The 22,577-nt window shown below is 27.4% G+C and carries 18 protein-coding genes; 14 read left to right on the top strand and 4 right to left on the bottom strand.

Going from position 1 to position 22,577, the window contains the following annotated elements; translation table 11 throughout:
- Window positions 1-22 precede the first annotated feature (22 nt).
- Window positions 23-1,138 (bottom strand): endospore germination permease, encoded by a 1,116-nt coding sequence (locus tag Q4E08_RS06600; protein ID WP_303129515.1) that lies wholly within the window; start codon window positions 1,136-1,138, stop codon window positions 23-25.
- A gap of 102 nt (window positions 1,139-1,240) precedes the next feature.
- Between Q4E08_RS06600 and Q4E08_RS06595 the strand changes: the two genes are divergently transcribed.
- The 5 genes from Q4E08_RS06595 to tyrS all read left to right on the top strand — a co-directional run bounded on the left by Q4E08_RS06595 (window position 1,241) and on the right by tyrS (window position 7,396).
- On the top strand, window positions 1,241-2,671 hold the full coding sequence (locus Q4E08_RS06595) for a spore germination protein (RefSeq protein WP_303129514.1): 1,431 nt from the start codon (window positions 1,241-1,243) through the stop codon (window positions 2,669-2,671).
- Window positions 2,646-3,773, top strand: coding sequence for a Ger(x)C family spore germination protein (locus tag Q4E08_RS06590; RefSeq protein WP_303129513.1), 1,128 nt, complete (start codon window positions 2,646-2,648; stop codon window positions 3,771-3,773). The genes Q4E08_RS06595 and Q4E08_RS06590 overlap by 26 nt, the downstream gene beginning before the upstream one ends.
- A 358-nt stretch (window positions 3,774-4,131) precedes the next feature.
- On the top strand, window positions 4,132-5,250 hold the full coding sequence (locus Q4E08_RS06585) for a helix-turn-helix domain-containing protein (protein ID WP_303129512.1): 1,119 nt from the start codon (window positions 4,132-4,134) through the stop codon (window positions 5,248-5,250).
- 74 nt (window positions 5,251-5,324) lie between these two features.
- Entirely contained in the window at window positions 5,325-5,741 is a 417-nt protein-coding gene (locus tag Q4E08_RS06580; RefSeq protein ID WP_303129511.1) for a hypothetical protein, read from the top strand.
- Between the two features lie 428 nt (window positions 5,742-6,169).
- Window positions 6,170-7,396 (top strand): tyrosine--tRNA ligase, encoded by a 1,227-nt coding sequence (gene tyrS, locus Q4E08_RS06575; RefSeq protein WP_303129510.1) that lies wholly within the window; start codon window positions 6,170-6,172, stop codon window positions 7,394-7,396.
- A 94-nt stretch (window positions 7,397-7,490) separates the two neighbouring features.
- Here tyrS and Q4E08_RS06570 read toward each other — a convergent pair whose 3' ends face one another.
- Window positions 7,491-8,117, bottom strand: coding sequence for a TrkA C-terminal domain-containing protein (locus tag Q4E08_RS06570; RefSeq protein ID WP_303129509.1), 627 nt, complete (start codon window positions 8,115-8,117; stop codon window positions 7,491-7,493).
- A 363-nt stretch (window positions 8,118-8,480) separates the two neighbouring features.
- Between Q4E08_RS06570 and Q4E08_RS06565 the strand changes: the two genes are divergently transcribed.
- From Q4E08_RS06565 to Q4E08_RS06535, 7 genes are all read left to right on the top strand, one after another.
- The gene (locus Q4E08_RS06565; RefSeq protein WP_303129508.1) at window positions 8,481-10,121 is read left to right on the top strand and encodes a BCCT family transporter; all 1,641 of its coding nucleotides are present in this window, start codon (window positions 8,481-8,483) and stop codon (window positions 10,119-10,121) included.
- Between the two features lie 256 nt (window positions 10,122-10,377).
- Window positions 10,378-11,067: a metallophosphoesterase gene (locus tag Q4E08_RS06560; RefSeq protein ID WP_303129507.1), complete on the top strand. Its 690-nt coding sequence runs from the start codon at window positions 10,378-10,380 to the stop codon at window positions 11,065-11,067.
- A 183-nt stretch (window positions 11,068-11,250) separates the two neighbouring features.
- Entirely contained in the window at window positions 11,251-12,042 is a 792-nt protein-coding gene (locus tag Q4E08_RS06555; RefSeq protein WP_303129506.1) for a GTP pyrophosphokinase family protein, read from the top strand.
- 339 nt (window positions 12,043-12,381) lie between these two features.
- A complete protein-coding gene (locus Q4E08_RS06550; protein ID WP_303129525.1) occupies window positions 12,382-13,131 on the top strand; it encodes a hypothetical protein in 750 nt (249 codons plus the stop codon).
- 13 nt (window positions 13,132-13,144) lie between these two features.
- On the top strand, window positions 13,145-14,227 hold the full coding sequence (locus Q4E08_RS06545) for an AAA family ATPase (protein WP_303129505.1): 1,083 nt from the start codon (window positions 13,145-13,147) through the stop codon (window positions 14,225-14,227).
- 41 nt (window positions 14,228-14,268) lie between these two features.
- Window positions 14,269-15,612 (top strand): VWA-like domain-containing protein, encoded by a 1,344-nt coding sequence (locus Q4E08_RS06540; protein ID WP_303129504.1) that lies wholly within the window; start codon window positions 14,269-14,271, stop codon window positions 15,610-15,612.
- Between the two features lie 162 nt (window positions 15,613-15,774).
- Window positions 15,775-16,452 (top strand): hypothetical protein, encoded by a 678-nt coding sequence (locus Q4E08_RS06535; protein ID WP_303129503.1) that lies wholly within the window; start codon window positions 15,775-15,777, stop codon window positions 16,450-16,452.
- Between the two features lie 62 nt (window positions 16,453-16,514).
- Here the strand turns inward: Q4E08_RS06535 and Q4E08_RS06530 are convergent, their stop codons facing one another.
- Window positions 16,515-16,844 (bottom strand): HesB-like protein, encoded by a 330-nt coding sequence (locus tag Q4E08_RS06530; RefSeq protein WP_303129502.1) that lies wholly within the window; start codon window positions 16,842-16,844, stop codon window positions 16,515-16,517.
- A 191-nt stretch (window positions 16,845-17,035) separates the two neighbouring features.
- Here Q4E08_RS06530 and Q4E08_RS06525 point away from each other — a divergent pair, with 191 nt between their 5' ends.
- Both Q4E08_RS06525 and adhE read left to right on the top strand, forming a co-directional pair.
- On the top strand, window positions 17,036-17,779 hold the full coding sequence (locus tag Q4E08_RS06525) for a hypothetical protein (RefSeq protein ID WP_303129501.1): 744 nt from the start codon (window positions 17,036-17,038) through the stop codon (window positions 17,777-17,779).
- A gap of 188 nt (window positions 17,780-17,967) precedes the next feature.
- Entirely contained in the window at window positions 17,968-20,595 is a 2,628-nt protein-coding gene (gene adhE / locus Q4E08_RS06520) for a bifunctional acetaldehyde-CoA/alcohol dehydrogenase (protein ID WP_303129500.1), read from the top strand.
- Window positions 20,596-20,673: 78 nt separating this feature from the next.
- Here the strand turns inward: adhE and leuS are convergent.
- A partial coding sequence (gene leuS, locus Q4E08_RS06515) for a leucine--tRNA ligase (protein ID WP_303129499.1) occupies window positions 20,674-22,577 on the bottom strand: 1,904 nt, incomplete at its 5' end.

Here is a 22,577-nt window from a genome sequence, read left to right as displayed (position 1 = left end):
TATTAATGTCAATTTGTATATATTAAGTTATATTTTTATTTGTATTTTTAGATTTTATGTCAGGAATAAGTTTTTTACGCCATTTAATATAATAAATTAAAAATGTTACAAATGGTAGAAGACAAAATACAATTAATGAAATAAGCTTATATAATTTTAATAAATCAAATAATAAGTAATGATGTCTAGCTAAAGGAAGAGCCAATACAAATACTAAAATTGAATATATAATTGAAAATAAAATTTTGTTAGTAAATATATTTGAATAAATATGTCTTATTGCTATTACAGCAAGGGTATATTTAAGTGTCCATATACATACTGTTTTAGCTATAAAAAATAAATCTCCAAATTCTATAAAGCCGTTAATTTGAATTCTTTGTACTCTTATAAATTCTGGATAATAAATATTACAAGCTCTAAGAGGTCCAAAAGTTCCAATAGCTGCAGCTATACTTATAACTACAATAAAAACAACAAAAATATTAGTTAAAGTTGTATATTTTAAAAATTTATTTTTTTTATCCATATATTTTAAAAATGGAAATGTTATTGCAGTTGAAGCAAATGAACCAAGTATAAGAAGTACTGCATATATAAATTTTTTACTAATTCCATAGCCCATAATTGGTAATAAAAGCTGTGGCTTTATATATTTAAATGTAAATATTTCTACTATGAAAACTGAAATATATATAAAAGCACAAGATATTATTACAACAATCATAATGGTATCTAATCTTCTTGTTATTAAATAAGCAGTTGGAATTATAAACAATAATAAAGAATACCAAACTGGAGTTTCTAAAAATATATTTGTATGAATTGAATCAGCTTGTATTGCAGCTGTTTCTACTGATGTTATAAATAAATGTAATGAAAATAAAAATATAAAAATATTACTTAATGTTTTAGGATATGTAAGTTCAAATATTTCTTTGAAGTCAAAAGTATCAGTTTTCTTACATACATAAAAAATAAAAAATGAAAAAGCTATATAAATAATTCCAGCTATAATTGCTGCAACCCAAGTGTCTCTATCACCTAAATCTATAAATATAGAAGAATAACTTCTAAGACTTATTGCTGAAACTATAAGTATGAGAAATATATAATGTTTACTTGATATTTTATTCATTTAATCACCTCTAAAACTATAACTTACCATATTCAAGTATAGTATTAGCAAAATAATGAATATTAAACATTTATAGAGGAATAATATTTTTAGGTGATGCTTATGGATAAAAATTTACAAATAATAAAAGAGAGATTTAAGGATAGCTTTGACGTTAAATATAGAGAGATAAACGGCGAGCTTGGTAAAATGACTTTAGTATTTATTGATAATTTGTGTAGTACTCAGTTTATAAGTGATTATATTGTTGCGCCAATAAGAGCTCAAAGAGTTCCTTGCAATAACTTAGATGAACTTATTACTAATGTACTTGAGATAAATATTGCAAATTATGTAAAGGATAAAACAAATATAGATGATGCTATGCTTCATATAGTTTCAGGAGATATTGTAATATTTATTGAAGGCTATGAAGAAATGATTTATTGCGAGGTAAAGGGATATGTAAGAAGAGGTATTGGCATACCAGTTACTGAATCAGTTATAAAGGGGCCAAGAGAAGGGTTTAATGAGCTTTTTGTTGATAATATTGCATTAATAAGAAGAAAAATTAAAAATCCTGATCTTAAGTTTGAACCAGTTTATGTTGGTGAAAAAAGTCAGACTGTTATTTGTGTAGCTTACATAAAGGGAATAGCTCCTAAAAATTTAATAGATTATGTAAAAAAGTGTGTTAACGATATGGATTTAGATTTTGTACTAGATACAAACTATGTTGAAAGTAAACTCAAAGAAAATAATTCTCTCTTTGACACAACTGGATATACAGAAAAGCCTGATGAAGTAGCAGCAAAGATTATGGAAGGAAGAGTAGCTATATTAGTAGATGGAACTCCATTTGTAGTTACAGTGCCATATTTTTTTGTAGAGAATTTTCAAATGCCAGATGATTATTATATAAATAGAATTTTTGCTAACTTTACAAGAGGATTAAGAATTTTAGCATTTATATTCGCTACATTTGTACCAGGAATTTATGTTGCAATAATAACATATCATTTTGCGCTTATACCGTCATTATTTTTGTTTAGGCTCGCTGTATCAAGAGCTGGGGTACCTTTTCCAACTATCGTTGAAGTGCTCATGATGATGTTTGCATTTCAAATAATAAAAGAAGCTGGTCTTAGACTTCCACAGCCAATTGGAGGGGCAATGAGTATAGTAGCAGCACTTATCTTAGGTGATGCGGCAGTTGGTGCAGGAATTGCATCTAGAATAACTATAATTGTAGTTGCACTTAGTTCTTTGAGTTATTTCTTAATTCCAAAGCTTTATGGTGCAGTATCAATTTGGTCTATAATTTTTGTTATTGCTGGTTCTATATATGGATTACCTGGTGTATTTTTATGCTTTATAGTATTCCTTACTATATTGGCAGATTTAAAGAGTACAGGATATCCATATTTATTCCCATTAGGAAGTTTAGAGGAGTTTAAATTTAAAGATTTATTATATAGAGGCAGATTAAGTAGAATATCAAAAACTATAATTGGAAAGGGTGGAGATTATGACAGTATTAAGAAAAAGTTTTAAAGTTTTAATTGTTATTTTGCTTATTCCAATTATATTGACAGGTTGTTTTAATTATAAAGAAATAAATACAGCTACATTCACAACTTGTGCTATATTTGATATAGCAGATAATGGAGATGTATTAATTTATTTAGATTGTGTAAAGCCTTATAGAGATGCAAATGAAAGTTCTGATAAAGGTAAAAGAATAATATATAAAGGTACTGGAAGAACTGCTTTTGAGGCAATAAGAAGTATAAATATGGCATCAAGTTATAAGGTTAACTTCACTCAAAATAGAGCAATAATATTTACAGAAAAGGCTGCAAGAGATGGAATAAACAAATATCTTAGTTTAATAAATACTGATCAAGAGTTCCAAGTTAAGCCATATGTTTTTGTGTTTTTTGGAGATGTTGAACAATTAATAAAAATAAGTTCAAGTGATGAAGAGTATCTAGGGGTATTTTTAAGTGAGTTAGTTCAAAAAAATAAAACTAATCCAAGAGCAATAACTACTAATATAAATGATTATTTAGTTGAATCAAAGGTAGGAAATAACTACACAGTACTTGGAGGATTAGACATTAGAAAAGATGTATTAGATGAAAGAGTAGAGCTTTCAGGTGGTGTTCTTATGAGAATGACTGAAATGGTAGAAAGAATAGACGTTATTGAATGTATGAGCTATAACTTTTTAACAAATAGAATAAAAACGGGCACTTTGGAAGTTAAAAATCCGCAGATGAAAGATGGTTATTTAAGTTTAGAAATATTAAATAGTAATACTAAAACAGATATAGAATATAAGGATGATGAAGTTATATTAACAAAAGATATAAAAATAAATGCTGTAATTGCTGAATCACAAGGAAGGTTTATAGTAACTGAAGAATCACTTAAAGAGCTTAAGAGAAATGAAGAAGCAAACATTAAACAATATTTAATGCAATTTTTTAAAAGATTTTCAAACAGTCAAGTTGATGTGTTACAAGTTGAAAGGCTTTTAGAGATGAAATATCCAAAACTTCAAGTTGAAAATATATTATCAAAAATAGATTTAAGAATAAATGTTGATGTTAATATATCAGAAAGTAATAGAGTTGAGGATAGTTATTTTTAGTATAAAATTATAATAAACTCTTAGTAATATATGATTTTTTATATATTACTAAGAGTTTTTATTTAAAGCATAGTTTATTTATTAATTTTAAGTAAGAATTGTTATAAACTTAAATAAGTTATTTATTATTTAAATTCAATATAAATAGAGTGTTGTGTTATTTTAAAGAAAATATATTATATTGTTTATGAAATTAAAAAATTATGTATTATTTTTATGATATCGGTAATTTAGTAGTAATTCATAATAATATATTTAATTTGAATAATAATTTTTAATTATACAATTTGGAGCAATGCTTTAAATAGAGTAGTATTATATATAGAGAAACACTTTATATAAAAAGGGGAAAGAGCTAGTGGATATTAAAAAGTTACACTCCTTAATTCAAAAAGATGAGGGGCAAAAATTAGATTTTAAATTGAAGTTAGACCTATGGTCAGAAAGTGGGAAAAAGGAATTTGTAAAAGATATTTGTGCTATTGCTAATTCAAAAGGTGGTAGAGGTTATATAATAGTTGGAATTAGAGATAAAAGTAAGCGTGTAGAAGGTATAAGGAAAGATGATATGTTTTCAGAGGAGCAAATTCAGCAAATAATATCATCAAGAACTGAACCTCCAATACCTTTATTAGTAGAGTTTTTTAGGATAGAAAAGAAAAAAGTTGCTGTAATTACTATATGTGATAGTAGTGAAAAACCACATCAAGTTAAAGAGCATGGTATTTTTTATATAAGAAGGGGATCTACAACTGATGTTATGCGAAGAAGTGAGCTTATATCTGCATTTGAAGATAATATGGAGTTAACAGTTGAAACTACGAGTGTTATTAGAAGTAATATAAACATGTTAGATGATTCTTTAATAGAGAGTTATTTTTTACAAAAAGGAATAAATATTAATGATAAAAATAAAATAGCATTATTAGAGGCATCAGGAATAATAAATTATGTAAGTGAATTAAATGAATACAGATGTACCTATGGAGGCCTTTTGGTATTTTCAGAAGTTAATAGCTTATGTATACCAAATAATATTATAAAAATTGTAAAAGGAAACTACAGTAAAATAATACAAGGTAGTTTAATTACTATGGTGGACAAGGCTGAAAAGGAATTAAATAATATTTTGGATAAAAGTTATCCTAAAATTGCAGTTTTTGAAGCAATAAAAAATGCAATACTTTATAGAGAATATACAGATATTAATAAGTTTATAGAAGTTGTAATAGATGATGATAAAATAACAATTACAAGTCCTGGGGACTTTATTGATAAAGATATTGTAAAGCTACGTGGAAAAAGAAATATGTGGATTTATGAAAAGTTAATAACAATAGATAGTAAAAAAAGATTTTTAAATAATGGAAATGGACTATCAAGAATAAAGGAAGTTTTTAAAGAGAATAAAGTTAAATTTATAAATTCAAGTGAGGAAAATTGCTTTAGTGTAGTATTACCAAATAATATAAAATAAAATTTATTAAAGTTAGGATTAATTTAAAAGTTATGAATATAATGTAATATAACTAAAAATAAGGAGTGGTCCTAATGATTAGAGTATTTTGTAACAGAAGAGGTTCAGGAAAGACTAAGAAATTAATTGAGCTTGCAAATAACTATATAGATAAAGCTAAAGGAGACTCAGTATATATAGATAAAAATACTAAACACAGAAGCAGTTTAAATTGGAAGATAAGATTTGTATCTATGGAAGAGTTCAAAATATCTGATTGTAATGGATTTTATGGATTTCTTTGCGGAATGATATCTGCAAATTATGATGTTGAAAATATATATATAGATGAGTTTTTAAGTATAGTTTCTTGTGACATCAATGATACCTACTATTTATTTAATAAATTAAGATCACTTACAAAACAATATAATATAAATTTATTTATTAATATTGATTCAGAGGAGAATGTTCCAAGCTTCTTAAAAGAGTATATATGTGATGCTGCTTAAAAGATAAATATTTAAAAAGTAAGTTAAAAGATTAAAAATTATAAAAATATTTTCGTTGAAAACAATTACTTTAATAATTTAAATTTTGTTTTTTAGTTAGATTAAAATTTGTTTTTAGGTTTTGAAATACACTTGAGTATATTAGCATGGGGTATAAATCAAGATAATTATAAATTAAAAAATTTTTAAAATAATAAAAGCAAGGACTGTATAAAATTACAGTCCTTTTATATTTATTCTAATTGAATATTAAATGACAAACTTTTTTATAATATTTAAAATTAATTTATTTAAATTATACTAAAGTATTATTTAAGTTAAAGTATGCTTAAAATTTTATAATAAGGTGCCTTTTTAATTGCAAAATTTACATATTAAATATATACTATTTATTAGGCATTTAGTATATGGATTTGGAGGAATTTAAGATGGCTAGTGTATTAGACGAATTATTAGAACGTGGTTATATAAAGCAATTTACTCATGAAGCTGAAACAAGAGAATTATTAGAAAAAGAGAAAATAACTTTCTATATAGGATTTGATCCAACAGCTGATAGTTTACACGTTGGACATTTTATAGCAATGATGTTTATGGCTCATATGCAAAAGGCAGGACATAGACCAATAGCTTTACTTGGTGGTGGAACTGCAATGGTTGGAGACCCAAGTGGTAAAACTGATATGAGAAAAATGCTTACAAAAGAGCAAATTCAACATAATGTTGACTCAATAAAGAAACAAATGGAAAGATTTATTGATTTTACAGATGATAAAGCTCTTATTGTAAATAATGGAGATTGGTTATTAGACTTAAATTACATTGATTTCTTAAGAGAAGTTGGAGCTCATTTTACAGTAAATAAAATGCTTTCAGCAGAGTGTTTTAAAAAGAGACTTGCAACTGAAAATGGTCTTTCATTCTTAGAATTTAACTATATGTTAATGCAAGGATATGACTTCTATGTGTTAAATAAAAAATACGGATGTAAGATGGAACTTGGTGGAGACGACCAATGGTCAAATATGATTGCTGGTGTTGATTTAGTTAGAAAAAAATCAAGAGATAATGTATTTGCAATGACTTGTGCACTTTTAACTAACAGCCAAGGTGAAAAAATGGGTAAAACTGTTGGAGGAGCTTTATGGCTTGATCCAGAGAAATGTTCACCATTTGATTTCTATCAATATTGGAGAAACGTAGCAGATGCAGATGTTGAAAAATGCTTAAAACTTTTAACTTTTGTACCAATGGATAGAATAAAAGAACTTAGCAGTCTTGAAGGTGCAGCAATTAATGAAGCTAAAAAAGTTCTTGCTTTTGAAGTAACTAAATTAGTTCATGGAGAAGAAGAAGCTAAAAAAGCTGAAGAAGCATCACAAGCTCTTTTTGCAGGTGGAAATGATATGACTAATGTTCCAACAGAAGTTATAAAGAAAGAATTTATAGGTAAAAGCTTAATAGATGCATTAGTTGATGTTAAAATATTCCCATCAAAAGCTGAAGGTAAGAGAATAATAAAGCAAGGTGGTCTTACAATAAACGAAGAAAAGGTTACTGACTTTATGAGACTTCTTACTGAAGAAGATTTAAAAGATGATGGAGCATTAATTAAAAGAGGTAAAAAGAAATTCTATAAGCTTATAGCAGAATAAAATATTTATATAAAAATTAAAAGTTTAAATTGTTTTTAGTTAATTATATAAGTTTAAACTATAAAAACCTTGGTAGCACGCTATCAAGGTTTTTTTAATCTATTGATGTTATGTAATTTTTTACTTTATTTACAACGTCATTTTCACCAACATAAACTATTATATCCTTTTCAAGTATATTAAAGTATGGACCAGGTGAAAGAAATAAGTGGTCATCTCTTTTTATACCAACTATTGTTGCACCAGTATTATGCCAAAAATTAAGTTCACCTAAATTTTTACCTATCATTAAGCTATTAGGTTGAACTATACTTTCATAAGGGACTATAAGTCCAACATTTCTAAGTTGTGTTGCAAATTCTATTAAATTTTGGATTTTATTTTCTAAATTTTTTTCAAGATTTTTCTTTTCATCAAGTAAATCGTAAATTTCTTCTTTTAAATTAGTAAATTCACTTTTAGTTTTAAATTGTTCTAAAAATTTTAAGGCATTATCTTTACTACATATTCTAATACCACTTTTTTCTTCAACTTCAACAACATTCATATCTCTTAATAGTGCTATTGCCCGACGAATTGTTTCAGGAGAAACATTATATATACTTACTAAAGTAGAACGTCCTGAAAGTTTTTCACCTTCTAAAAAACCACCGTTTACTATTCTAGAAGCAACATCAATTGCTATCTTTAAATATGCTGGAGTTGATGCTTTTCTTGCCATATTGAATCACCCCTATCAGTGATTAATTGTACCATAAATGTAATGAACTTAATAGATATTAGGGAAGAATTTAAACGTGATAAGTATACATTATTTGAAATTTGAAAACTTATATGTTATTATAAAGTTGTTAGATGAATAATATAAATTAATGAAGTATTAAATTTTGCATTAATTTATATATGATATTAGGTTATTAAAAATAAAAAAATAAATAAAGTGACAACTTATTATTTAGAATAAACTTATCATTTTGATTTTGATTTTGATTTAATAACGTGGTATCAATGAGAGATAAAAAATTTTTAACAATACTGACAACTTTAAAAATAAAAAAGAGTTGTCAAAAGAAAGGGTGTTACAATGAAAAGTGTAATTCAAAATATAAAAAATAATATAACTTATTATTTAACTATAATTATATCTTTAGTAGTTCTTATATGGGGAGGAATTTTTACTGATAATTTTAAAACATTCTTTGATAAAGCATATAAATTTACAACGGAAAATTTCTCGTGGTATTTTATGGCTTTAATGGCCTTCTTCTTTGTATTTAGTATTTATTTATTATTTAGTAAATATAAAAATATAAAGCTTGGAGATGATGATTCAAAACCAGAGTTTTCAAATATTTCTTGGTTTGCAATGCTTTTTAGTGCAGGGATTGGAATTGGACTTGTTTTCTGGGGAGTTGCAGAGCCTTTAACCCATTATTTAAATCCAGTTGGAGCTGAAGCCGCAACAAAAGAAGCTGCAGCTTTTGCTTTTAGAAAATCTTTTTTACATTGGGGAATATCAGCTTGGGCTTGTTATGCATTACTTGCTCTTATAATTGGATATATGCATTTTAGAAAGGGTAAACCAATTCTTCTAAGTTCAGTTTTAATTCCTTTAATAGGAGAGAAAAGAGCTAGAGGACCTATTGGAAAAACTGTTGATATATTAACTATTTTCGTAACAATAGCGGGTATAATTACTTCTCTTGGAATGGGAACTTTACAAATAAATAGTGGACTTAATTATTTGTTTGGAGTGCCTGAAACAAAAACTGTCCAAATTTTTATTATTGCTATAATAACAGTTCTTTTCTTAATATCAGCAACAACAGGAGTTAAAAAAGGAATAAAAATATTATCAAATTTAAATTTAGGTGTTGCTGTAGTATTTTTCTTAGGAGTATTTCTTATAGTTCCAAAGATAGATTTATTTAATAATTTTACTGTAAGTATTGGACAATATGTACAAGCAATAACTGTTGATAAGTTTAATTTATTTGCAAAAGGGGATTGGTATTCTAAGTGGACTATATTTTATTGGGCTTGGTGGATTGCTTGGGCACCATTTGTTGCTATTTTTATAGCTAGAGTTTCAAAAGGAAGAACAATAAAAGAGTTTATTAAAGGGGTACTATTAGTACCAGCTGGATTTTGTATGCTTTGGTTTTTAGTATTTGGAACACTTGGTATTTCTGCACCATTAGATGTTGCACATAGAGCAGTACAAAAAACAGAAACAGCACTTTTTGTAATATTAAATGAATTTAGTGGTGTTGGACTTTTATTGAGTATAATAGCAGTTGTCTTGTTATTTACATTCTTTATAACATCAGCAGATTCAGCGACTTATGTTTTATCTGTAATTGCAAGTGATGGAATATTAGCACCAAAAAATTCAAGAAAAATTATTATAGGAGTTACTCAAAGTTTACTTACAATAGCATTTTTATTTGCAGGAGGATTTGATATGATTCAAACCGCAACTATTGTAATGGCGCTGCCCTTTGGTATAGTTATTTTAGGAAGTATAATATCATTTATAAAAGAAGTTAGGTGTGAAAATATTAAGGAAGTTGACAAAGCATTTTATAATGATAAGTTACAAGAAAAAATTAATGTTGGAACAGAAAATAGAAACTTTAATGGAAACAGAGGAACTGTTAAATTAAGACTTCCTAAAGGCTTAACAATTATAAATGTTAATGATGTAAACCACAAAATAAATTAATATAAAGATAGGGTTTCTAAGTACATTAGAGCCCTATTTTTTTATATATTTTTAAACTCATTGGAAAAAAATAAGTATATGATGATATAATGTTTATTAGCTTATAAAATGATGAAAGAATATTAATATAGTTATTAATTATTATGTTTAATTTATACATTAATTAATATTTCTTTAATTTTAGTTTTATATAGAATATATTAATAATATTGATTGTTTATATACAAATATAGATATGGAAAGGTGATTTTAAGACATGGCTTTATATGCTATATCAGATTTACACTTAGCTTTAAGTGGGGATAAGCCAATGGATATATTTGGAGAACATTGGAGAGACCATCATGAAAAAATAAGAGTAAATTGGTTATCTAAAATAACAGAAGATGATACTGTTTTAATTGCAGGAGACATATCTTGGGCAATGAAATCAGATGAAAGTGAAGAAGACCTTAAATGGATAAATAATCTTCCAGGTAGAAAAATAATTTCAAAAGGAAATCATGATTATTGGTGGGGAAGTATTAGTAAGTTAAATAAAATGTTTGAGAATACTAAATTTCTTCAAAATAATTTTTATGAATATGGAGAATATGCTATATGTGGAACTAGGGGATGGATATGCCCAGGGACAGATAGATTTACAGCACATGATGAAAAAATATATTTAAGAGAAGGTATAAGGCTTAGACTTTCATTAGATGAAGCTAAGAAAAAGGGATTTAATAAATTTATTGTTATGCTTCATTATCCTCCAACAAATGAAAAGTTTGAACCTTCCCAGTTTACTGAAATATGTAAGGAATATGGTGTTGAGAAGGTTATATATGGGCATCTTCATGGAAAGTGTTTAAATAGAGTTTTAGAGGGAGATTTCCATGGAGTAGAATATATAATGACAGCAGCTGATTTTATTGATTTTAATCCTAAGCTTATAAAAGAATAGTTGATTTTTGTAAAAGGGCTAAAATTTTATTTTTAGCTCTTAATTAGGTTTTAAATTTATAATAGATATACTATTTAAGATTTTTTATTAGTTAACATAATTTTAATTATAAATGGTATATCACATAAAGTTTAAATTTTGGTATAATATAGTGTAGTAATAAGGAATAGGTGGGTTATTTAAATGGCTATAAATGATTGGAAGAGTTTTTTAGTGCCTTATGATCAGGCAGTAGACGAACTAAAAGTTAAACTAAAAAGTATAAGAAAAGAATACAGAAAAAAGAAAGAATATTCTCCAATTGAATTTGTAACTGGTAGAGTTAAGGAAGTTGCAAGTATATTAGAAAAAGCCAATAAATTTGGGATTCCTGTTGATAGAATAAGATATGAAATGGAAGACATAGCTGGTATAAGAGTTATGTGTCAGTTTGTTGATGATATAGACAGGGTTGTTGAGCTTTTAAGGGGAAGAAATGATATGCAGGTTCTTTATGAGAAGGACTATGTAAGAGGGGTAAAATCAAGTGGATATAGAAGCTACCATATGATAATTAAGTATACTGTAAATATGGCAGAAGGACCAGTTGATATTTTGGCAGAATTTCAAATAAGAACCCTTGCTATGAACTTTTGGGCAACTATAGAACATTCATTAAACTATAAGTACAAGCAGCAAATTCCAGTTGAACTGAAAAGGAAGCTTAAGAGTGCTGCAGATGCTGCATTTAAGCTTGATGAAGAAATGCTTGAGATAAAAGATGAGATTAAAGATGCTCAAAAATTATTTGAGGTTAAATCAGGAATAATATCAGATATTATGAATAACATATTAGTTTTAATATCTTTAGGAAAAATACCTGAGGCAAGTAGATACGAAAAATCGTTAAATAAATTAATAGAAGATGGAGATGTTTGGGAACTTAATGATCTTCTATGTCTTATAAAAAGGGAAATAGATAAATATAAAGATTAATTTTAAATATAATTTGAAAATAGTGCTAGATGCTTAAAGTTTAAGTATCTAGCTTTTTTATGTTTTAAATATATGATTATAATTCTATTAGTTTTATATTTATTTTTTGATTTAATGTTGAGTATAATAGTAAGAAATGATATAATTTATAAATGATAATTATTATTATATAATAATTAAGTTGAATTTGAAGTTTATTACTGTATTTTTAAAAAGGTATTATATAAAAATATAATATAAATATTAGTTTTAAAAAGTGTTATAGAAAACTTTATTATATATTATTTAAGAGGTGTTATAGTGAAGGACGTTAATTTAAATGAAAAAGAAATAATAAAAATGATAGAACAAAATCCTACAAGAATAGCTGAAATTGAAAATCCAACAGAGGATATGAAAAAGGCAGCTCTTAAAGGTAATGGAATGATGATTAAATTTATGAAAAACCCAAGTGTTGAACTTCAAAGACTTGCTGTTAAAAGTGACCCTTTATCAATAGAGCATATTGATAATTTAGATGAGGAAGTTGCTATTTCATCTGTAAGAGCTTTATGGAATTCATTAAAGTATATAAAAAATCCAAATGAAAAAATTATTGAAGAAGCAGTTAAGTCAAAAGGATGGGCAATTCAATATGTAGAGAATCCTTCAGAAGAACTTAAGCTATTAGCTGTAAACAAGGATTATGATGCAATAAAATATATTAAAAATCCTTCAGAAGAAGTTCAAGAGGCAGCAGTATTAAACTATTGGGGAGCAATAAGATTTATAGAAAAGCCAACTCTTAAAGTAAAAAGACTTTCTGTAATTAAAGATGAGGAAGCTATTAATTATATAGCTGGATATTCTTACGATGAAATGAAGCTTTTTATAGAGGATAATATAAATGTTGTTAAGTATCTTTATGAAAGTATAGATCCAGAACTTGTTGTTGATGTATTAATTGAAAAATTAGATAAAGGTGAAATGACAAGGGAGTATATGAAAAACTTCTTGGATTTAGAAATATTAGAAATGGATAAGGTTTCTTTCATAAGAGAATACGGAGATAAAGAAACTAAAAAACTTTTAGTGGATTGTAAGCTTTAGGGAGGTAGACAAAATGAGATATTCAGATACTTTAAGTGCAGCAGAGTTAGTTATGTCTTCAAATGATGTTCCACTTATTATTGGAGAAAGTGGAATAGGAAAGACTGCACTTGCAAGAGAAATAGCAAAAAGAAATAATTATGTTTTAATTACAATAGATGCAAATCTTTTAAAGGAAGGGGAAATAGGTGGACTTCCAACTGTTGTACGAGGCAGAACAGTGTATGCAACTTATGATAAGCTTTCTAAAGTTTCAGAGATTATAGAAAATGGAAGAAATGTATTGTTATTTATTGATGAACTTAACAGATGTGAGCATGCTGTTCAACAAGAGCTTATGAACTTAATATTAAATAGAGAAATAAATGGATATAACCTTCCAGAAGAAGTTAAAATAATTGCAGCTATGAATCCATCAAATAAATATGATAATTACAGAGATAGTGAATATGCAGTTGTTGATATGGACCCAGCTCAAGAAGATAGATTTGTATGGCTTGATATGGAAGTTGATGTTAAAGAGTGGATTAAATGGGCTATGAGCAAAGATGGAAATATTGATGAGGATATTATTGAATTTATAAGTACATTCCCGGAATATTTAAATACTCCAAACTCAAATGAAAGTATTAAAGCTACTCCAAGAAGTTATGAGAGAGTTTCTAAAGCTTATAAAGTTTATAAAAATAATAAGGAAAGATATTCTTTTGATGTATTTTTAAGTACAGTTAAAGGTAATTTAGGAGTTAATATATCAACTGATTTTGCAAGTTTTATAAAAAATAAGAAAAAACCTATGCTTAAACCAGAAGAAATATTTAAGTTTGATATTTTACCTGAAAATATTAAAGAAAGAATATTTAGTGAAAATAGTTCAAGACTATATATATTAGCTAAAAGTAGTTTGTTATATTTAGAAGGATTAGATGAGTTTAATAGTGAAGTTTCTATATTTGGAGAAGTTTTAAGATGTTACCCAAGAGATTTAAGACTTGGAATAATGAAAGAAATAAAGCATGAAGGAAGTAAAAGAGTTTATGAAGCTCTTCTTGATACAGATGAGTTTTTAGAAGCATTTTTTGATATTTATGCTTAAGGTTATGTTACGTTAAAAAGTATATTAGTAGGAGGAAGGATATGGCTACAAGTTTTGAGGATAAGAGAAATTTACTTTTAAAAGAAGCTCTTGAATTTCAAAATATAAATGATGTTTCAAGTAAGTTTAAAAGAGAATTTTTCAGTTTAATAGAAAAAATAATAATAAATGAAATTGAAGAGGAAGACAGCTTTTTTGGTAATTTTATGCTTAAAATTGATAGAGATATAAAGCTTGATATATCTTGGCCACTTGCTACAACTCCTACATTAAATGGATTTAAAATGTTTTTTAATCCAATATTATTTTTAAATAATACAAAAAGAGAAATGGGAGCCCTTTTTAAACATGAAATATATCATATAATGTTTAATCATTATGAGAGAGAAAAAGAGCTTAAAAATACTTATAGCAAAGAAGCTGTAAGTGTTGCTATGGATATATCAATAAATCAATTTATAAAGCATCTTCCTATGGAATGCAAAAGACTTCAAGCAGTAGCTATGGAATATAATATTGAACTTAAAGAAGATAAACCATTAGAATATTATGCAAAAGAAATAGATAAGGCTATTAAGAAAAGAATAGATAAAAATAAATCTAAAAAAGATAGCGATAAAGTAAAAAGAGAATATGATAGTGAAACAGCTCATGATATTTGGGAAAATATTGAGATGGATAATGAAAGAGTAAAAGAACTTACAAAAAAGACTGCCATAAGTTCAGCTAAAGGTGATACTCCAAAAAGTATATTAGATATTATTAAAGGATATAAAGAAAAAGAAGAAATTGATTGGCAAAATACTTTAAAAAGATTACTTCCAATAGTAAAGAGTGGATATAAGAAAACTATAGTTAGAAGAGATAGGAGACAGCCAAATAGGGTAGACCTTAGAGGTGTTTTACGTGATTCTATTCCAGAAGTTATTGTTGCAATAGATATAAGTGCAAGTATGAGTGATGAGGAAGTACATAAAATAATGATTGAAATACTTTCTATAACAAGAAGTAGAGTGGATAAAATAAAGGTTATAGAATGTGATGATGAAATAAGAAGAGTATATGATATAAAAACTCCAAAAGATATTAAAGAGAGAAGTAAAAAAAATGGAGCAACTAAATTTTCAAAGGTTTTTGAATATATAAAAGATAATAGATTACAAGATAGAGTTTTAATTTATTTTACTGATGGTGAAGGTGAGGCAGAACTTACTATAAAGCCAAATATAAAAAATGTTATATGGGTAATAACAGGGGACTCTAATCTTTCATTAAAAAAACCTTTTGGAACTATAAAGCATATCAATAAAACAATAAAAAAATCAGAAAGTGGAGATGCTGCCCTTCAAATGATTAGAGGAGTTATTCATGATTGGGCAAGGTAATTTTTATATAAATTATAGTTGTGTAAATTTATATGATTAAATTAATATTAATAGAATTAAATAGGATTATATATTATATAAGGTTATAAATATTTTAAATTTGTTAAGTTAATAGAAAAAATGTGTACTTTATGTTAATATTAATTTATAAGGGGTGTTAACATGCATAAGTTAAAAAAGCACAATAAGTATTTAACGTTACTTGTATTAATAGTGTTTGTAAGTTTTGTATTCAATATAATTATGTATTTAAATAATAGTAGATATGAACATAGAGTAGGAATGAATTCATACAAGAACATAGTAAGTATAAAAGTTAGTAATGATAAAATATATAATATATTAAACAAGGCTACTGAAATAAAAAAGATTAGCAATGAAGAAGTATTATTATTATATAAAAATTATGGAGCTTTATCTGAATGTCTAATTGAACTTTGGGATGATTATAATTATTATAGCTCTAATTATTCAGGAGTGTTTTCTAAGAAGAAAATAGATACAAGTTCTATATTACAAAATGAAGTATATTCAAGAATAGAAAATTATTTAGAAAATAGTTTAAGTAATATAATGAATACAGAGGAAAATGAATTAAAGCTTTCAGGAAAAGAACTTCAAGATTTCCAAGTAATGAAGAGTTTATCTGAGAAAACTAAAATGTTTTATCATGAATTTAATGATAAAAATTTAAGTGGATTAGATGGTAAAGAAAAAGAAGAAAAAGCTGTAAAAGATAAATGTTGGATTGATATGCTAAATAAAATAAATCAAATAAATGAAAATTATACAGACTATGATTTTACAAAAGAAGTAGTTAAAACAAAAATAATAAATTAATGAAATTTTGTAAATAATAAAAATAAAAGGATGTCTTAATTAAGACATCCTTTTTGTGTGAATTAGTGACATCCACCACCACATGAACCGCAACCACCTTCTGGAGCGATTACTGGTTTTAAGCTTAATCCGTTTCCGTTATTTTCTTCTGATGCAAGTAAGATAAATCCACCAAATTCATCGATTAATGATTTTTCCATAATGAAGTTTACTTCATTTACTGCTTCAACAACATCATTATCGTTAGCTTCATCAACAGTAATGTTGAATACTGGACCACTACAAGCCATTCCAGCTAAGTTTATTCTTATATTATAATTTTCAACTTTATTTTCATCTAAAAATTCTTTAAATTCATTGTAAGCTGCATCGCTTATTGTTATGTTTTTCATATATTTCACCAATCCTTATAATTAAAATTAAATTTTGAACTTATAATTATTATAACACAATTTAATTCAAAGTAAACCAGTCAGAATTAAAAAAATTATGTAAATTTTAAAAAATAAAGGTATACTAAGTTTTAAGGCGAATTTATTATTAAGTAAGGAAATAGTATTAAATGTAGAAAGGATGGTTTTTAGTGAAACCATATGTAAAAAAATTTGTAGTAGAAAAAATTAAAGAATATAATGACAAGTTAAAAGAGAAAGAAATAAATGAACATAAAATAGTAAAGCTTAAGGGCCCTTTTAAAAGTACAGAAGGATATCTTTATGAAAATGAACAAGGTATAGAGTTAGATTTCTTTGAACTTGTAGGTAAAAATAATTATTGGATGAGATTAGATTTTAGAGAAGTTGAAAGTACTTATGGTATTATAAAAAATGCTCATGGAAGAGTTGGAGTTGTTGGACTTGGACTTGGTTTTACTGTTCAAGAAATGGCAAAGAGAAAAGAAGTTAAAGAAATAATAGTATATGAACTTGAAAAAGATATTATAGATCTTTATTTAAATAATTTTGGAGAGAATGAAAAAATAAAAATAATTAATGAAGATGCTTTTAAAGTAAAAGGAGAAACATTTGATTATTTTTATGTTGATATATATGAATACAAATTAACAGAAAAAGTTGTTGAAGATTATAAGCATTTTATGAAAGCACATAAAATAACTGATTATGTCTTTTGGGGAGTAGAACATTTCTTATTAAGTTGTAGATATGAAGAAATAGTATGGGTTTATATTCCAGAACTTTGGATGGATTTAAGCAAACATATCTTTGTTTCACTTCAGGAATCTGGTTACTTAAAATGGTATAAGCAACTAAATGGGTCTCTTGTATCTAAAATTTTAGAGGAATTTAAAGAAGAGCTTAATAAGTAAAAATTATACTATAAGTCAACTTAATTTAATATAAAATAATTCTAAGTTAAAACATAATCTATTTTATAAATAAATTTATTATAAAAGCAAATATTTAAAATAAGTAAAAAATGAATAAATTATCATAATAATTCTAAAACTACTAAAGTGTAATAAGGCTTATTAAATAAAGCTTAGGAGGAATTATTATGAAGGTCACTAATTCAGAGGAATTATCTAAAAAGATGGAACAGCTTAGAGCTGCTCAAAAAAAGTTTCAAACATACACTCAAGAACAAGTAGATGATATTTTTAGAGCAGCTGCAATGGCAGCTAATAATGCTAGAATTGAGCTTTCAAGAATAGCTGTTAAAGAGAGCGGAATGGGAATAATAGAAGATAAGGTAATTAAAAATCATTTTGCATCTGAATATATTTATAATCAATATAAAGATATGAAAACTTGTGGAATTATAGAGAGGGATAAAACTTTTGGAATTACAAAAGTAGCTGAACCAATTGGCGTAGTTGCAGCAATTGTTCCAACTACTAATCCAACTTCAACTGCAATTTTTAAAGCTTTAATATCTTTAAAGACAAGAAATGCAATAATTATATCACCTCATCCAAGAGCTAAAAATGCAACAATTAAGGCTGCTAAAATAATATTAGATGCAGCTGTTAAGGCAGGAGCTCCAGAAGGTATAATTGGTTGGATTGATGAGCCATCAGTTGAACTTTCTCAAAAGGTTATGCAAGAAGCAGATATTATACTAGCAACTGGTGGACCTGCTATGGTTAAAGCAGCTTATTCATCAGGAAAGCCAGCAATAGGTGTTGGTGCTGGAAATACTCCAGCTATAATTGATGAAACAGCACATATTAAGATGGCTGTTAACTCTATATTACTTTCAAAAACGTTTGATAATGGTGTTATATGTGCATCAGAGCAAAGTATTATAGTTTTAGATGAAGTTTATAATGAAGTTAGAAGTGAGCTTATGGATAGAGGAGCTTATCTTTTAAATGATAGAGAGTGTGATCAAGTAAGAAAAGTTATTTTAAATGAAAAGGGCGGATTAAATGCAGCCATAGTTGGTCAATCAGCATATAAGATTGCAAAGATGGCTGGGGTTAAAGTTCCAAAGGATGCTAAAGTTTTAATTGGAGAAGTAAAATCAGTTGAACTTGACGAACCATTTTCACATGAAAAACTATCACCAATACTTGGAATGTATAGAGCAAAAACTTTTGATGAGGCTTTAAAGAAAGCATCAAGACTTATAGAACTTGGTGGATATGGCCATACATCAGTACTTTATACAGATCAAGTTAAATCAAGAGATAGAATTGATAAGTTTGGAACAACAATGAAGACAGCAAGAACTTTAGTTAATATGCCATCATCACAAGGAGCTATTGGAGATATATTTAATTTTAAACTAGCACCATCTTTAACCCTTGGTTGTGGTTCATGGGGTGGAAACTCAGTTGCAGAAAATGTTGGTCCTAAGCATTTATTAAATATTAAGAGTGTAGCTGAGAGGAGAGAAAATATGCTTTGGTTTAGAGTTCCAGAAAAAACTTACTTTAAGTATGGATGTCTTCCAGTTGCTCTTAAAGAATTATGTGAAATGGGCAAGAAGAAAGCATTTATCGTAACAGATAAAGTTTTATTTGATCTTGGATATACAGATGAAATTAGAGAAATATTAGAAGAATGTGATATAGAATTTAAAGTATTTACAGATGTTGAGCCAGACCCTACACTTGGAGCTGCAAAAAATGGAGCAAAAGAAATGCTTTCATTTAATCCTGATGTAATAATTGCAGTTGGTGGTGGATCACCAATGGATGCAGCAAAAATAATGTGGGTTCTTTATGAACATCCAGATGTTAAATTTGATGAACTTGCAATGAGATTTATGGATATAAGAAAGAGGGTATTTAAATTCCCTGAGCTTGGAAAAAAAGCTATGATGGTTTCAATTCCAACATCAGCAGGTACAGGTTCAGAAGTTACACCATTTGCTGTTATAACAGATGAAGAAACAGGTGTTAAATATCCACTTGCTGATTATGAATTAACACCAAATATGGCTATTGTTGATGCAGCACTTATGATGAGTATGCCAAAAGGTCTTACAGCGGCATCAGGAATTGATGTATTAGTTCATGCATTAGAAGCTTATGTATCAGTATTAGCTTCTGAATATACAAATGGATTAGCACTTGAAGCAATAAGATTAGTGTTTAAATATCTTCCAGTTTCATATTTAAATGGTTCAGAAAATATAAAAGCAAGAGAGAAAATGGCTCATGCAGCATCAATGGCAGGTATGGCCTTTGCAAATGCTTTCTTAGGAGTTTGTCACTCAATGGCTCATAAGCTTGGAGCATTCCATCATATACCACATGGAATGGCAAATGCTTTATTAATAAAAGAAGTAATTAAGTTTAATGCAGAGGATGCACCAAGAAAACAAGCAGCATTTCCACAATATAAATATCCAAATGCTAAGTGGAGATATGCAAGGGTAGCAGCTTATCTTGGACTTCCAGGAGATAATGATGATGAAAAAGTTGAAAGTTTATTAAAGGCTATTGATGATTTAAATGATACAGTTGGAATGCCAAAATCAATAAAAGAAGCTGGAGTTTCAGAGGATAAATTCTATGCTACTTTAGATGAAATGGTTGAGCAAGCATTTGATGACCAATGTACTGGAGCAAATCCAAGATATCCACTTATGAGCGAAATAAAACAAATGTACATAAATGCTTATGAAGGAAATAGGGGTGCAGAGCCAGTTAAGGAAGATAAGACAGAAGTCTAATTAAAATAAATATATTATAATACATATGAAATTAAAAAAGAGATTATCTAAAATAATAGATAATCTCTTTTTATTAAATTACTTAACAACTATATTAACTAATTTTCCTTTTATAACTATAATTTTAATTATGTTTTTACCTTCTGTATTTTTAATTACATTTTCATCAGCTAAAACAGCAGCTTTTATAGTTTCATCATCTGCTCCATTTGGAATAACAACTTTAGCTCTTACTTTTCCGTTAATTTGAACAGCTATTTCAACTTCATCTTTAACTAATGCACTCGGGTCAAATTTTGGCCAAGCTTCGTTAAATACTGAAGTAGTATTAGAGAACTTGCTCCATTGTTCTTCAGCAAAGTGAGGTGCAAATGGTGCTAGAATTTTTATAAAGCTTTCGCATACTTCTTTTAAGAACTTAGTATTTTTAACTTGTTCTTTGTTGTATTTTGATAGGGCATTTATAAATTCCATCATTCTTGCAATTGCAGTATTAAATTGCATTTTTTCTCCGTCTTCAGTAACACCTTTAATTGCAGTGTTTAACCAGAAGTTAAGTTCTTTTTCAGCCTTATCAACTGTATCTTTAGTTTGGTCTCCATTTATAGCTTCTAGTGCAGTTTCTAAGTTTCTTTCGATTCTATCTACAAATCTTGCAACAGATTTAATTCCGTCATCACTCCAAGCTCCACCTTCAGTATAAGCAAAACCAAACATTAAGTACATTCTAAATACATCAGCACCATATTCTTTAATATAATCATCTGGTGAAATTGTATTTCCTTTTGATTTACTCATTTTAAGTCCATCTGGTCCTAAAATTAATCCTTGGTGAACTAATGAAGTGAATGGTTCATCAAAGTTTAAGTATCCCATATCTCTTAATGCTTTTGTTATAAATCTTGCATATAGAAGGTGCATACAAGCATGCTCTGGTCCTCCAACATACATATCAACAGGAAGCATTTTATCTATAAGTTCTTTATTGAAAGGTTCTTTTTCATTTTTGTTATCTGGGTATCTTAAGTAATACCATGATGAACAAACAAATGTATCTAAAGTATCAACTTCTCTTTTTGCTTTTCCACCACAGCAAGGACAAGTTGTATTTACAAATTCCTCACACTTAGCAAGTGGTGATTTACCATCTGGTGCAAATTCAACATCATATGGTAATTGAACTGGAAGGTCTTTTTCAGGTACTGGAACTGTTCCACATTTTTCACAATAAATCATTGGAATTGGAGCTCCCCAGTATCTTTGTCTTGATACAAGCCAGTCTCTTAATCTAAAGTTAACTTTTTGACTTCCTTCATTAGATTCAGCTAGTTTTTCAACTATTTTAACTTTAGCTTCTTTTGTAGTTAATCCATCAAATTCACCTGAGTTAACTAATATTCCATGCTCGCAGTATGGAAGTTCTACTTCTAAGCCATCCTTTGGAGCTATAACTCTGTTTATTGGAAGATTAAACTTAGTTGCAAAAGCAAAATCTCTTTCATCATGAGCTGGAACTGCCATAACAGCACCTGTACCATAGCTTGCAAGTACATAATCAGCTACCCATATTGGAACTTCTTTTCCGTTTATAGGATTTATAGCATAAGCACCAGTAAATACTCCAGACTTTTCTTTTGTACTTGATTGTCTTTCTATATCTGATTGCTTTATAGCTTCTTCTTTGTATTTTTCAACAGCTTCTTTGTTTTCATCAGTAACTAACTTGTTAACTAATTCATTTTCAGGAGCTAAAACAACATATGAAACTCCATTTAATGTATCAACTCTTGTAGTAAATACGTTAAATGATAAATCACTATCTTTAACTTTAAATGTAACTTCAGCACCAGTTGATTTACCAATCCAGTGTTTTTGCATAGCTACAGTTTTTTCTGGCCAGTTAAGTCCATCAAGTTTTTCAAGTAACTCGTCAGCGTAATCAGTAATTTTTAAGAACCATTGAGTTAAGTCCTTTTTAGTTA

It is taken from the genome of Clostridium sp., from assembly GCF_030532265.1.
Classification (GTDB): Bacteria; Bacillota; Clostridia; order Clostridiales; family Clostridiaceae; genus Clostridium.
This window is presented reverse-complemented; position numbering and strand designations above follow the sequence as displayed.